Source organism: Arthrobacter sp. C9C5, assembly GCF_013359735.1.
Taxonomy (GTDB): Bacteria; Actinomycetota; Actinomycetes; order Actinomycetales; family Micrococcaceae; genus Arthrobacter.
This window is the reverse complement of record NZ_JABFMX010000008.1, coordinates 57447-69834: the sequence shown is the minus strand read 5'-3', so window position 1 is coordinate 69834 and position 12388 is coordinate 57447. Positions and strand designations below refer to the sequence as shown.

Here is a 12388-nt window from a genome sequence, read left to right as displayed (position 1 = left end):
TCAGCCCTCCAGACCGAGCAGGCGGACGGCGTTGTCCCTTAGGATCTTGGGCCGGACCTCGTCCTTAAGCGGCAGGTCCGCGAAGGCACCCAGCCATTTCTGCGGGGTGATCAGCGGGAAGTCCGTGCCGAACAGCACCTTGTCCTGAAGCACCGAGTTGGCCATCCGGACCAGCGACTCGGGGAAGTACTTCGGGGACCAGCCGGACAGGTCGATGAACACATTGGACTTGTGGGTGGCGATCGAGTTGGCCTCGTCCTGCCACGGCACCGACGGGTGGGCCATGATGACCTGCAGCTCCGGGAAGTCGGCGGCGACGGCGTCGAGCAGGAGCGGGTTGGAGTAGGCCAGCTTGATGCCGAACCCGCCGGGCAGACCCGCCCCCATGCCGTTCTGGCCGGTGTGGAAGATCGCCGGCAGGCCCAGTTCCTGCAGGGTCTCCCAGAGCGGGTAGAACTGCTCGCTCGAGGGGTCGAAGCCCTGCAGGGACGGGTGGAACTTGAAGCCGCGTGCGCCGAGGTCCACGGCCTGATGCTTGGCGCCCTGGATCGCCTCGGCGCCGGTGCGCGGGTCAACGCTGCCGAACGGGATCAGCACGTCGTTGTTCCGTGCCGCCCCGGCGATGAGCTCGGGAATGCTGTTGGGCTCGTGCTTGAGCTGGGTCCGGGCGTCGACGGTGAAGACGACGGCGGCCATGTTCAGTTCGCGGTAAATCTCCGCGATCCGGTCCAGCGACGGGCTCCGGTCCTCGGCCTTGAAGTACTTGGCGGAGGCCTCGGTCAGGGCCGCCGGCAGCGAGCCGTGGCCGTGGCCGTCCACCTCAAGGTGGACGTGCATGTCGATCGCAGCGAGCTTTGCGGCGTCGATGCCGAGTTCATAGCGTGCGGCGGCCATCTCAGCGGGCCTCGGCCGGTTCGGGCTGCAGGTCCTCGGGCAGCGGCAGGAACTCCTCGCCAACGCCCTGCAGCTTGTCCCCGAAGAGCGCGCCGAAGTTCTCGACAAGGTCCTGGTAGCCCCAGCCGCCCTCGCGGTATTCGGTGGCCGCCGCTTCGGGATGGGTCCAGAGCTGCAGCCGGTCGCCGCCGGCGCCGATCGCCTGGCCGGTGATTCCGGAGGCAGCGTCGGAGGCCAGGAAGGCCACCAGCCCGGCGACGTCGTCGGCGGTGCCGAAGCCGAGGTCGTGGCGGAAGAAGGCCGGCATGGCCTCGCCGCGTTCGTCCGCCTCGACGGCCTTCTGGAAGTACGGCACGGTCCTGGTCATTGCCGTGGCGGCCACCGGGATGACGGCGTTGGCGGTGACGCCCGCCTTCTTCATCTCCAGCGCCCAGGTGCGGACCATGCCCACGATTCCGGCCTTGGCGGCGGCATAGTTGGTCTGGCCGAAGTTGCCGCGCTGGCCGGTGGGAGAGCCGATGGTGATGATCCGGCCGGGGATCCCGTTCTCCTTGAAGTAGCCGAACGCCTCCCGGGCACAGGTGAAGGTGCCGCGCAGGTGGACGTTGATGACGGCGTCGAAATCGTCATCGGTCATCTTCAGCAGCGACTTGTCCCGCAGGATTCCGGCGTTCGTAACCAGGATGTCCAGCCGGCCGAACTCCGCCACGGCGGCCTGCACCAGCTGCTTGGCGACCTCGGAGCTACCCACCGGGGCGACGACGGCCGCAGCCCGTCCGCCGTCGGACTCAATGGTCCGGACGGCATCGGCGGCGACGCCTTCGTCCACATCGTTGATCACGACGGCGGCGCCCTGCCGGGCCAGCTCCCGGGCGTAGGCCAGGCCCAGGCCGCGACCGCTTCCCGTGACGATTGCTACTTTTCCTGTCAGGCTCATCGCTGCTCCTTTGCTAGCTGCCGTATGCATCCTGCCCCTCGGCATGGGATGCTGTTCTGCATCCATGAAAGTATGGATAATTGAGAATGTCAATGATTTATTTTCTGGACTATTGGAGTGGGCATGACGACCGAAGTAGACGAAGCGCCGGGCACCCGGGCCGCGGACAAGCTCGTGGCGGCGTCAATCAGCCGGGACGCGGGCTTCCTGCTGGCCAAGCTGCACGCCACCGGCTCGATCCTCAACAACCGGGCACTGGCCGAGTTCGGACTCAAGGAACGCTCCTACTCGGTACTGGCCCTGGCCAACAGCGAACTGGAGCCCACGCAGCGCGAAATGGCGGAGTTCCTGAGCCTGGATCCCAGCCAGATCGTCGCCCTCATAGATGAACTGGAGAAGCGCGGCCTGGTGCTCCGGGCACCCGGAAGACAGGACCGCCGGGCCAAAATTGTTTCCGCCACGGCGGAGGGATCCGCCGTCTTCCGGCAGGCCGAGGCCGCCGCACGGGCGGCCGAATCCGAGGCCTTGGCCGGGCTCAGCGACGCCGAGGTTGGGGAGCTGAAGGGCCTGCTCCGGAAGGCGCTCTGGAGCGAACGCCCCTGAGGTCCCGCCCAACCCGCCCACAGGGGGCGAGGGGCCCGCGCACCCGACGGGAGGCCTAGCCGCCCGCGCGAAGGCCCGGCAGCAGTGCCTTGACCGTGTCCGCGGCGATGGCGAAGCTGATCCCGTTCGCGGCGGTCCGCGAGGTTGACGTGGCCACCATGGTGTTGATGCCGATCACGTGGCCCCCGGCGTCGAGCAGGGGGCCGCCGGAGTCGCCCGAGCTGATCGGCGCATCGGTCTGCAGCAGATTGGCGAGCCGGGAATTCCTGCCGAAGCCTGCCTCGGCCGCAGCGGTACGCCCGGTGGCCGAGATGATGCCGGTGGTGACGCTGGGGCCGCCGTCCAAGCCCAAGGCGTAGCCGATCGCGACGACGGCGTCCCCGGGCGCCGCAGACCCCGAGTCGCCCAGCTCCAGAACGGGCAGGTTCTTCACGCCGTCGACCTTCAACAGCGCCAGGTCGTGATCGCTGTCCGCGGCGACGATGTGGGCGGCGCGCGTACTGGAGTCGCGGAACGTTACGGTCACGCTCGAGGCTCCACTGACCACTCCCCTGACCACATGGGCGTTGGTCAGGATTTCACCCGAGCTATCGATCACTATCCCCGTCCCCTCGGCGGTCACCCGGCCGCCACCGCCGGGATCCAGGAAGGGGTTGGACTGCGTGGTGGTGGCCTTCACGGAAATCACCGCGGGCAGGGCGGCCGCCAGCAGTGCCTTGATATCAGCGGGATGGTCGGACACCCCGCCGCCGGTGACGTACTGCTTGACCACGATCTCGGCTCCCCAGCCGCTGGCCCGGGCAACCAGCAGGGCCGAACCGGCTCCCGCGAACGCGGCGACCAGGATGATGCCCAGCAGCCGCAGCAACCCCAGCGAGAACCGATTCGTCCGGCCGCCGGGTGCTTTTATCCCTGCCCGCACGGCGGCGGCCGCCTCCGCAGATTGCGCGGGCTTGGCTGGCCTGGCAGGCCCGTTGAAGGCGGCCTCCGACGCGGCCCCGTACGGCGCGTCCCCGTCCGCGGCCCCGAACGCAGGCGCCTGGACCGGGGAGTCCTGATCCGTCATAGGACACAGTCTGGGAGCGGCGCCGACGGCGGGCCAGAGCATTAGGGCCCGCACACGGCGGCAGCCCAGGATGCTTGACGGCAAGCGAAAGCCGTATGACAGAACTTGTAATATTGCTTGGGTTCCGGCTAGCCAAGAGGCCTTCGGATCGTCCATGCTTAGTCATGACCTCAATGTCGAGCCCGTACCGGATCATCACGGTCTGCACCGGAAACATCTGCCGGTCCCCGATGGCCGAACTGATGCTGGCGGAGGCCGCAGCCGCCGCCGGGCTTACCGGCGTCGACGTCGATTCTGCCGGCATCACCTCCTACGAGGCGGGCCGCCCGATCGATCCCCGGGCCGCCCGCAAGCTGGCAGCCCACCACATCTCTTCCGGGCTGCATGTCGCACGCGAGTGGCGCAGCGAGTGGTTCCACTCGCGTGAGCTGATCCTGGCCCTTGATGTGGACCATTACGGCTGGCTGCGCCAGGCCGCGCCGGACCAGGCCTCGCTGGCGAAGATCCGCATGCTGCGCAGCTTCGACCCCGCGGTCGCCGGCAGGGATCCGCTGGACCAAGGCATCGAGGACCCCTGGTTTGGCGGGCACACCGACTTCGACAACACCTGGGAGCTGATCCACGCCGCCGTCCCCGGCATCCTTCAGCACGTTCGCGCCGCCCAGCTGCAGGCCCGGGCAGGGCAGCCGCAGCAGCAACAGGACCAGCCGCACCGGGACGACGCAGGGCACCGGGTACGCTCTAGTTCATGAGCCGCGCACCCGTCATCATCGCCATCGACGGACGCTCCGGCGCAGGGAAGACCACCCTGGCCATCGAGCTCGCGGCCCGGCTCCGGGAGCACCACAAGGTCTCGCTCTTCCACCTGGAGGACATCTACCCCGGCTGGAACGGCCTGGCCGCAGGCATCGACCGCTACGCCGCCACCGTGCTCGCCCCGCTGCGCCGCGGCGAACCGGCCCGTTGGGTCAGCTGGGACTGGGAGCAGCACTACGACGGCGCCGCCCGGGTCACCGCGCCGGCCGAAATCGTCCTGGTCGAGGGCGTGGGTGCCGCCGCCGCGGCCGCCACGCCGTTCCTCGACGCCATCGTCTGGGCCGATTCCCCCGAGCAGGACCGGCGCACCCGGGCGCTCGCCCGCGACGGCGCAAGCTATGAACCCTACTGGGAGCAATGGGCCGGGCAGGAAGACGAGTGGCTGGCCGCCGACGATGTGCCTTCCCGCGCCGACGTGCGGGTGCTGAACCTCGCCGACGGCGCTGCCCCGGCCGAGGTGCTGCAGGCCCTCCAGTACCTTCCGGCCCTGGCCCCGGTGCTGCTTCCCGAGCTGTCGGCCCGCCGCGGACTGCAGCTGACGGCCGAGCGGATCGACGCCGCCCCGGACGCCGCCCGGCTCTTCACAACGCTCTACGGCAGCTCGCCGAACGCCGTGTGGCTGGATTCCTCCCTGCCCCAGGACGGCCCGGACGAGCAGGGCGGCCAGGGTCCAACCGGGGAGGCTGCCGAACGCAGCCGCTTCAGCATCCTGGCGGACGACGGCGGCAGCTACGGCCAGTCGGTCCGGCACCGCTCCGGCCGGACCCGGGTGCGTGTCGGCAATGCCACCGTGCAGACCGAGGGAGGGTTCTTCCGCTGGCTCGACGGGGTCTGGGGACGCCGGGCCCTGCGCGCCCCGGAGGGCTACCCGTGCGAGTTCACCCTCGGCTGGCTCGGCTACCTCGGCTATGAACTCAAGCGTGAAACGGGCGGCAGCGACGTCGAAGCCGACACCCCGGATGCCAGCCTGATCTTCGCCGGCCGCGCCGTGGTGCTGGACCACCGGGAACGCACGGTGTGGCTGCTCGCCCTCGACGCCCCGGACGCCGCGGACTGGCGTGCCGCGGCACGCGCGGCCGTTGCGGCGGCGGCCACGGACGTAGACCCGGCCGCCGGCGGCAGCGACGACGGCGCCGGCGTCGGCGTCGTCGGGAGCGGCGTCGGGAGCGCCGCCCGGAACACTCCGGTCCCGGACTTCAGCGCCCGGGACACCGAAGCCGCGTACAAGGCCAAGATCGTCGCGGCGCAGCACGAAATCACCGAGGGCAACAGCTACGAGGTCTGCCTGACGACGGCGCTGACGGCCACCGCTGCCGCCGGGGAGCTCGATCCCTGGCAGGTGTACCTGGCGCTGCGCCGTCGCAACCCGGCACCGTTCGCGAGCTACCTGCGCCTGGCCGACCTCACCGTGGCCAGCACCTCGCCGGAGCGCTTCCTGCGGATCGCCGCCGACGGCGCGATGCGGGCCGAGCCGATCAAGGGCACCCGGCGCCGGGCTTCCGACGCCGCCCGGGACGAGCTGCTGCGCCACGAGCTGGAAACCTCGCCCAAGGACCGGGCCGAGAACATCATGATCGTGGACCTGCTCCGCAACGACCTGAGCCACTTCGCGGTGCCCGGATCAGTGTCGGTCAGCAGGTTGTGCGCGATCGAAAGCTACGCCACCGTCCACCAGATGGTCAGCACCATCGATGCGCGCCTCCGGCCCGGCATGCCGCGGGCCGAGGCCGTGGCGGCCTGCTTCCCGGCCGGCTCCATGACCGGCGCCCCCAAGGTCAGCACCATGGCCATCCTGGACCGGCTTGAAGCCGCACCGCGGGGCGTCTACTCCGGGGCGATCGGCTACTTCTCGCTGAGCGGGGCCACCGACCTCGCGGTGGCGATCCGGACCCTGGTGGTGGCTGCGGGCGCGGACCAGGGAACCACACTCAGCCTCGGCGTCGGCGGCGCCATCACCGCGGACTCCTCACCCCAGGAGGAGTACGAGGAGATCCGGACCAAGGCCTTCGGCGTGCTCTCGGCGCTCGGCGCGGGGTTCCCGGCGGGCTAGTACACGCGCCTGGCTACTGCAGGGTGGACGTGAGACGGGCGACGTTGTCCACGTATTTGACCCCCATGGGCCGCTTCATCCAGTCCTCGAGCGTCAATTCCCGCGAAATGCCGCGGTAGGTGTCTTCGACGGCGCTGATCCTCCGCACGATGTCCTCGCCCAGGAGCATCACCGAGACCTCGAGGTTCAGCGAGAAGGAGCGCATGTCCATGTTGCTCGACCCCAACACGGCAACCTCGTGGTCGATCGTGAAGTGCTTGGCGTGCAGCACGAACGGGGCCTTGTAAAGGTAAATCCGCACCCCGGCCTCCAGTAGCGCCTCGTAATAGGACTGCTGGGCGTGGTGGACCAGGAACTGGTCGCCCTTTTCCGAGACGAAGAGTTCGACGTCGACGCCTCGCTGCGCCGCCGTCGTCACCGCGTAGAGCAGCGAGTCGTCCGGAACGAAGTACGGGCTGCAGATGGAGATCTTGCGCTGCGCCGAGTAAATGAGCGTGTTGAACAGGCGCAGGTTGTTTTCGGTGATGAAGCCGGGACCGCTGGGCACCACCTGGGCGGTGATGTTGCCGGCGTGCAGTTCGGGCCGGTGCGCGAGCTGGTGCTCCAGGGATTCGTCGGTCTCACTGAGCCAGTCGGTGGCGAACACCACGTTGAGGGTGGTGACGATCGGCCCACGCAGGCAGGCCATCAGCTCGACCCATTCCCGGCCGACCTTCCGGTGCCGGGGGTTGTTGTAGGACGGTTCGATCAGGTTTTGCGAACCGGTGAAGGCGACCTCGCCGTCGATCACCATGATCTTGCGGTGGTTGCGCAGGTCCGGGCGGCGCCACTGACCGTGCACGGGCCGCAGCGGCAGCATGGGCCGCCAGCGGATCTTACTGGCTTTGAGCCGGGCGATGAGCTTGCTGTAGCCCTTGATCCGCAGAGTGCCCAAGTGGTCGAACAGGACGCGGACTTCGACGCCGCGCTCGGCGGCCTCTTCCATCGCCGTCAGCAGGTCATCCGTGACGTGGTCCGAGCTGAGGATGTAGAACTCGGCGTTGATAAAGGACTCGGCTTCGCGCACGGCGGCCGCCATCGCTTTGATCGAGTCCGGGTAGCCGGGCAGGAGCTCCACGCTGTTGCCGTCCACCATGGGCAGCGAGCCGAGCGTCTTGTTCAGCTCCGCCGCGGAGGACACCCATTCCGGGCCCTGGTAGTTGCTTTCCACCATGGCCAGTTCTGAGGTGCCGGCCCGCACCCGGGTGTTCACCGCATCCTGCTGCGCCCGGCGCTTGCGGGAGAGCCGGAAGTTGCCGAAGAGCAGGAAGAGAACCACGCCCACGGCCGGAACGAAAAAGATGATCAGGAGCCAGGCCATGGCCGTGGTGGGCCGGCGGTTGCCCGGGATGATGCCGAGGGCAACAACCCGGATACCAAGATCGATGACTGTCAGGATCAGGATCACCCAGGACGGAAGTGACCCCGCCAGCGAAAATGGCCACAGCACAGGCAAACCCCTCAAGCTCCAGACCCGCGGAACAGTTCCGGAACGGGCAACCCGCACAGCTTATCCCGACGCGGGCCGCACTAAGCTGAAGGCATGACTACCCCCGCCTCTGTTCCGGCCCGCGCGACGGTGCTGGTGTTCCTCGATCCCGCGTTTGAGAATGGCCGCGTCGCCGACTCGTCCAAGCCGCAGCTGATGGCCACCGACCAGGGTGCCACCCGCGGCGACGGCGTATTCGAGTCGTTGCTGGTGGTAGGGGGACGCCCGCGCAAGCTGCAAGCCCACCTGACCCGGTTGGCCGTCTCGGCGCGCGCGCTGGAGTTGGACATCCCGGCGGAGGACGCCTGGCGCCGCGCGATCGAGACCGCGGTCAGCGAGTACCGCGGCGAGGCCACCACGGGGGTCGAAGCCGCCGGCAACGGAGCCGGCGGAACGGACGAGGTCGTGGTGAAGCTGCTCGCCAGCCGCGGGGTGGAGGGCGCGGGCACGCCGACGTGCTGGGTGCAGGCCTCCCCGCCGCCGGAAGCCGGCCGCCGGCAGCGCGAGACCGGCATCGACGTCATCCTGCTGGACCGCGGCTACGACAGCGAGGTGGGCGAACGCGCACCGTGGCTGCTGCTGGGCGCCAAGACCCTGTCCTATGCGGTCAACATGGCGGCGCTCCGGTACGCCCACCACCAGGGCGCGGACGACGTCATCTTCACCTCCGCCGACGGCCGGGTCCTGGAGGGCCCGACGTCGACCGTGCTGCTGGCGCACCTGGAGACCAGCGACGACGGGGCGGGCGGAGTCCGCACCGTACGCCGGCTGATCACTCCGCAGCTGGACAGCGGAATCCTCCCCGGCACCTCGCAGGGCGCCCTGTTTACCGCGGCCAAGGCCGCCGGGTGGGAGCTCGGCTACGGCCCGCTGGTGCCTGCCGACCTGTACGACGCCGACGCCGTCTGGCTCATCTCAAGCATCCGGCTCCTGGCTCCGGTGAACCACATCGACGGCAAGGAGATCGGCACCCCCGAACTGCGGCGGCAGCTCACGGCCGAGCTCAACGAACTGTTCGCCACGATCGAGTAGGACCGCCGCCGGCCCCGGATGATGCTGCACCGCCCCGCGGAAGGCGCCATGCCAGCGGCCGCGTGACTTAACATGACGACGCCGCCGGTGCCGCCGGCGTCGTAAGTGCTACGTTTTTGGGGAGTAATGAGACCCGCCGCCAAGCCCTGACTGGCCGGTCGGCAACCCTCCCTTTCGCGGCGGGGTGCCTCAGGTGAATACTCGGCATATCGACCACTCGAGCTGCAAGCGTGAAAGTAAGGAGATCCGTCGTGCCCGACGCATCCGCACCCGCTGTGCCCGCCACAGCCCCCGCCCAATCCCCCGCCGCACCCGGGCCCGCCGAGGAAAGACTGGCGTACCGCCTGTTCACCGGGCCCGATGACCGCAGCTTCTGCGAGCGCGTTTCCGCTGCGCTGGCCGAGGGATACGTCCTGCACGGCAGCCCCTCCGCGACGTTCAACGGCAGTACCGTGATCGTGGCCCAGGCCGTCGTGCTGCCGGCCGCGATCGCGAGCGCCGACGCCGCCGTCGCCAACGCGGTGGATGAGCTCGACGGCGCCGAGTTCACCGGCGAGGGCCACGCATGAGCTACGCCGGAGACCTGAGCCCGCAGGAAGCCTGGGCCAAGCTCGAGGCGGGCGCCATCCTGGTGGACGTCCGCACCGAGGCGGAATGGTCGCAGATCGGCGTCCCGGTCACCGCGGCCGCCACCGAAGAGCGGCAGGATCCGCTGTTCGTTCAGTGGACCTTGGCCGGCGGAGCCCCCAACCCGCACTTCCTCGAGCAACTCCAGCGGCAACTGCGGCAGCAGGCCCCTGACGCCACGGCCGCCGAGCTCGTCTTCCTGTGCCGTTCCGGCGCCCGCTCGGCCGCCGCCGCGAACGCCGCCACGGCGGCCGGCTTCACCGCCTACAACGTCCTCGAGGGCTTCGAAGGCGAACCCGGTCCGACCGGCGCCCGGACCGTGAACGGCTGGAAGAACCGCGGCCTGCCCACCAACCAGGAAAGCACTAAGTGAGCTTCAATCCCGACGCCCAGGGCTGGAGCCCGGACACCCAGGCCGTCCGCGGCGGACTGGACCGCACCGGGTTCCAGGAGACCACCGAGCCGATCTTCCTGAACTCGGGCTTCGTCTACGAATCCGCCGCCGCGGCTGAGCGCGCCTTCACCGGCGAGGACGAGCGGTTTGTCTATTCCCGCTACGGCAACCCCTCGGTGGCCACCTTCCAGGAACGTCTCCGGCTGTTGGAGGGAACCGAGGCGTGCTTTGCGACGGCGTCGGGCATGTCCGCGGTGTTCACCGCGCTCGGGGCGTTGCTGGGGGCCGGAGACCGTGTGGTCGCCGCCCGCTCGCTCTTCGGATCCTGCTTCGTCATCCTCAACGAGATCCTGCCGCGCTGGGGCGTGGAGACGGTCTTCGTGGACGGCCCGGACCTCGAACAGTGGCGGTCGGCGCTGGCCGTGCCGACGACGGCCGTGTTCTTCGAGTCTCCCTCGAACCCCATGCAGGAAATTGTGGACATCGCCGCCGTGAGCGAGCTGGCGCACGCCGCCGGCGCGACCGTGGTGGTGGACAACGTCTTCGCCACTCCCCTGCTGCAGCGGTGCGGGGAGCTCGGCGCGGACGTTGTCGTGTACTCCGGCACCAAGCACATCGACGGCCAGGGCCGGGTGCTCGGCGGCGCGATCCTGGGCACCCGGGAGTTCATCGAGGGCCCGGTCAAGCAGCTCATGCGCCACACCGGCCCGGCATTGTCCGCCTTCAACGCCTGGGTGTTGAGCAAGGGACTGGAGACGATGGCCCTGCGGGTGAACCACTCCTCCGCCTCGGCACTGCGGCTGGCCGAATGGCTGGAGGCCCAGCCCGCGGTCAGCTGGGTAAAGTACCCGCTGCTGCCGTCCCACCCACAGTATGAGCTCGCCGCCAAGCAGATGAAGGCCGGCGGCACCGTGTTGACGCTGGAGCTTTCGCCCTCGCCCGGCCGCTCCGCCAAGGAAGCCGCGTTCGCGCTGCTGGACGCGTTGCGGATCATCGATATTTCCAACAACCTCGGCGATTCAAAGTCCCTGATCACCCATCCGGCCACCACGACGCACCGCGCCATGGGCCCGGAAGGGCGCGCGGCGATCGGGCTGAGCGACGGCGTCGTACGGCTCTCGGTGGGGCTGGAAGACGTCGAGGACCTGATCCGCGACCTCGGGCAGGCGCTCAAGCAGGTCTAGCTCCGGCGCACCCGCGAGAGCACGGGGGCCGGTTCTGACAATCCCTCGGCGTCCGCCCCGTGCATCGTGACCCGCACGGCATGGGCGACGACGGCAGCCAGGCCGGCGTCGTCGGAGGGGGTGTCCAGCCCCGGAGCGCAGAGCGCCTGGCGCTGCAACTGCGACCCCGTGCCGTTCGCGAGGACCCGGTCCACGCCGCGGCGCACCAGGTCCAGCTCCCCCTGCTCCGCAAGGACGGGGGCCACGAAGTCGACTAAGGCGTGCGCCACCTCGCCGGCGGGAGCGGGACGGAAGCTGCCGAAGTCCAGCAGCTCGCCACGCAGCCCGCAGTTGCTGGCCTGCCACGCGGCCATCTTGAGCAGGACCGTCGGCACCGGGGCGGGATCCACGCCGTCGCGCCACTCCCGGCTGGCTGACTCCACGAGGGCGCGCACCAGCACGGCGATCAGCGCCGCGTCCTCCGCCCGCAGGCAGACATCCGCGACCCGGACCTCCACAGTGGGGTGGTGGCGGGCCAGCCGGGCATCGAAATAGATCATCCCTTCGTCGAACAGCACCCCGCTTTCCAGCAGCCTCGTGACCACCCGCCGGTAGACCGGAAGGCTCCCGAAGATCATGGAGGGCCCCGCCGCCGGCCAGCGGTTCCAGGCCTGGGTTCGGTAGCTTTCGAAGCCGGTCTCCGTCCCGTTCCAGAAGGGCGAGTTGGCGCTGAGCGCGATCAGCACCGCCAGCTTGTCCCGGATCCGGTCGAGGACGGCGACGCCCTCCTCCGGGGAGTCGATGAAGGTGTGGACGTGGAAGCCGCACGTCAGCTGCTCCTGCACAGTAAGGCCGAAGCGCTTCTGCATGGTGGCGTACCGCGGGTTGGGCGTCGTGTGGGTGGCGGCTGCCAGCGGCGATGTGGCCAGGGCGGCCACCCGGGCTCCGTGCATCCGGGCTACGCGGCCCGCGAACGCCCGGGACTGCCTGATCTGCTGGAGCAACGCGCTGTGGTCCAGGCAGGGCACGGTCTGGGTTTCGATCTGCTCCAGCTTGAGTTCGAAGCTGAAGCCCGAGTCGTCGTGGTTCGGATCCCCGGCAGACGCAGCCGCGGCGTCGGCAGACGCCGCGGCCGCTGCCGCGGGGGCAGGTTTCAGTCCGCGCAACAGTGCGTCGGCCAGTGCCAGCGGGACCCCGGTAACGGGATCCACGATCAGCAGTTCCTCCTCGACGCCAACGGTGCGCATGCAACCATTGTGCGTCAGCACCCGCCCCGGC

12 protein-coding genes and 1 riboswitch are annotated in these 12388 nt (G+C 69.5%); of the genes, 7 read left to right on the top strand and 5 right to left on the bottom strand.

Annotated features, from left to right (window positions below; translation table 11 throughout):
- Both HNO80_RS08080 and HNO80_RS08075 read right to left on the bottom strand, forming a co-directional pair.
- Positions 1–894 carry an amidohydrolase family protein gene (locus HNO80_RS08080; RefSeq protein ID WP_175322332.1) on the bottom strand — a complete coding sequence of 298 codons (894 nt, stop codon included), beginning with the start codon at positions 892–894 and terminating at the stop codon, positions 1–3.
- Between the two features lies 1 nt (position 895).
- A complete protein-coding gene (locus HNO80_RS08075) occupies positions 896–1831 on the bottom strand; it encodes an SDR family NAD(P)-dependent oxidoreductase (RefSeq protein ID WP_175322331.1) in 936 nt (311 codons plus the stop codon).
- A gap of 123 nt (positions 1832–1954) precedes the next feature.
- On the opposite strand from HNO80_RS08075, the gene HNO80_RS08070 reads away from it, so the two are divergent.
- Positions 1955–2434 carry a MarR family winged helix-turn-helix transcriptional regulator gene (locus HNO80_RS08070; protein ID WP_175322330.1) on the top strand — a complete coding sequence of 160 codons (480 nt, stop codon included), beginning with the start codon at positions 1955–1957 and terminating at the stop codon, positions 2432–2434.
- Positions 2435–2489: 55 nt separating this feature from the next.
- Here HNO80_RS08070 and HNO80_RS08065 read toward each other — a convergent pair whose 3' ends face one another.
- The gene (locus HNO80_RS08065) at positions 2490–3500 is read right to left on the bottom strand and encodes a S1C family serine protease (protein ID WP_175322329.1); all 1011 of its coding nucleotides are present in this window, start codon (positions 3498–3500) and stop codon (positions 2490–2492) included.
- A gap of 164 nt (positions 3501–3664) precedes the next feature.
- Here HNO80_RS08065 and HNO80_RS08060 point away from each other — a divergent pair, with 164 nt between their 5' ends.
- Both HNO80_RS08060 and HNO80_RS08055 read left to right on the top strand, forming a co-directional pair.
- Positions 3665–4252: a low molecular weight protein-tyrosine-phosphatase gene (locus tag HNO80_RS08060; protein ID WP_175322328.1), complete on the top strand. Its 588-nt coding sequence runs from the start codon at positions 3665–3667 to the stop codon at positions 4250–4252.
- Positions 4249–6366 carry a chorismate-binding protein gene (locus HNO80_RS08055; RefSeq protein ID WP_175322327.1) on the top strand — a complete coding sequence of 706 codons (2118 nt, stop codon included), beginning with the start codon at positions 4249–4251 and terminating at the stop codon, positions 6364–6366. Before HNO80_RS08060 ends, HNO80_RS08055 begins: the two co-directional genes overlap by 4 nt.
- A 13-nt stretch (positions 6367–6379) precedes the next feature.
- Here the strand turns inward: HNO80_RS08055 and cls are convergent, their stop codons facing one another.
- Entirely contained in the window at positions 6380–7855 is a 1476-nt protein-coding gene (gene cls / locus HNO80_RS08050; protein WP_175322326.1) for a cardiolipin synthase, read from the bottom strand.
- Positions 7856–7948: 93 nt separating this feature from the next.
- Here cls and HNO80_RS08045 point away from each other — a divergent pair, with 93 nt between their 5' ends.
- The 4 genes from HNO80_RS08045 to HNO80_RS08030 all read left to right on the top strand — a co-directional run bounded on the left by HNO80_RS08045 (position 7949) and on the right by HNO80_RS08030 (position 11131).
- Positions 7949–8926: an aminodeoxychorismate lyase gene (locus HNO80_RS08045; protein WP_175322325.1), complete on the top strand. Its 978-nt coding sequence runs from the start codon at positions 7949–7951 to the stop codon at positions 8924–8926.
- A gap of 122 nt (positions 8927–9048) precedes the next feature.
- Positions 9049–9163, top strand: a riboswitch (SAM riboswitch).
- 14 nt (positions 9164–9177) lie between these two features.
- Positions 9178–9495 carry a DUF1737 domain-containing protein gene (locus HNO80_RS08040; RefSeq protein ID WP_441416585.1) on the top strand — a complete coding sequence of 106 codons (318 nt, stop codon included), beginning with the start codon at positions 9178–9180 and terminating at the stop codon, positions 9493–9495.
- The gene (locus HNO80_RS08035) at positions 9492–9926 is read left to right on the top strand and encodes a rhodanese-like domain-containing protein (RefSeq protein WP_175322324.1); all 435 of its coding nucleotides are present in this window, start codon (positions 9492–9494) and stop codon (positions 9924–9926) included. Before HNO80_RS08040 ends, HNO80_RS08035 begins: the two co-directional genes overlap by 4 nt.
- Positions 9923–11131 carry an O-succinylhomoserine sulfhydrylase gene (locus HNO80_RS08030; protein ID WP_175322323.1) on the top strand — a complete coding sequence of 403 codons (1209 nt, stop codon included), beginning with the start codon at positions 9923–9925 and terminating at the stop codon, positions 11129–11131. The genes HNO80_RS08035 and HNO80_RS08030 overlap by 4 nt, the downstream gene beginning before the upstream one ends.
- Here HNO80_RS08030 and HNO80_RS08025 read toward each other — a convergent pair.
- On the bottom strand, positions 11128–12357 hold the full coding sequence (locus HNO80_RS08025; RefSeq protein ID WP_175322322.1) for a glutamate--cysteine ligase 2: 1230 nt from the start codon (positions 12355–12357) through the stop codon (positions 11128–11130). The two genes, HNO80_RS08030 and HNO80_RS08025, sit on opposite strands and share 4 nt — an antisense overlap.
- Positions 12358–12388: the final 31 nt, after the last annotated feature.

What these genes read in the sequence shown, in the direction of transcription:
- HNO80_RS08060 (WP_175322328.1), top strand. Translation starts at nt 3,665, where the DNA reads ATGACCTCAATGTCGAGCCCGTACCGGATCATCACGGTCTGCACCGGA.
- HNO80_RS08080 (WP_175322332.1), bottom strand. Translation starts at nt 894, where the DNA reads ATGGCCGCCGCACGCTATGAACTCGGCATCGACGCCGCAAAGCTCGCT.
- HNO80_RS08035 (WP_175322324.1), top strand. Translation starts at nt 9,492, where the DNA reads ATGAGCTACGCCGGAGACCTGAGCCCGCAGGAAGCCTGGGCCAAGCTC.
- HNO80_RS08075 (WP_175322331.1), bottom strand. Translation starts at nt 1,831, where the DNA reads ATGAGCCTGACAGGAAAAGTAGCAATCGTCACGGGAAGCGGTCGCGGC.
- HNO80_RS08070 (WP_175322330.1), top strand. Translation starts at nt 1,955, where the DNA reads ATGACGACCGAAGTAGACGAAGCGCCGGGCACCCGGGCCGCGGACAAG.
- HNO80_RS08065 (WP_175322329.1), bottom strand. Translation starts at nt 3,500, where the DNA reads ATGACGGATCAGGACTCCCCGGTCCAGGCGCCTGCGTTCGGGGCCGCG.
- HNO80_RS08055 (WP_175322327.1), top strand. Translation starts at nt 4,249, where the DNA reads ATGAGCCGCGCACCCGTCATCATCGCCATCGACGGACGCTCCGGCGCA.
- HNO80_RS08045 (WP_175322325.1), top strand. Translation starts at nt 7,949, where the DNA reads ATGACTACCCCCGCCTCTGTTCCGGCCCGCGCGACGGTGCTGGTGTTC.
- HNO80_RS08025 (WP_175322322.1), bottom strand. Translation starts at nt 12,357, where the DNA reads ATGCGCACCGTTGGCGTCGAGGAGGAACTGCTGATCGTGGATCCCGTT.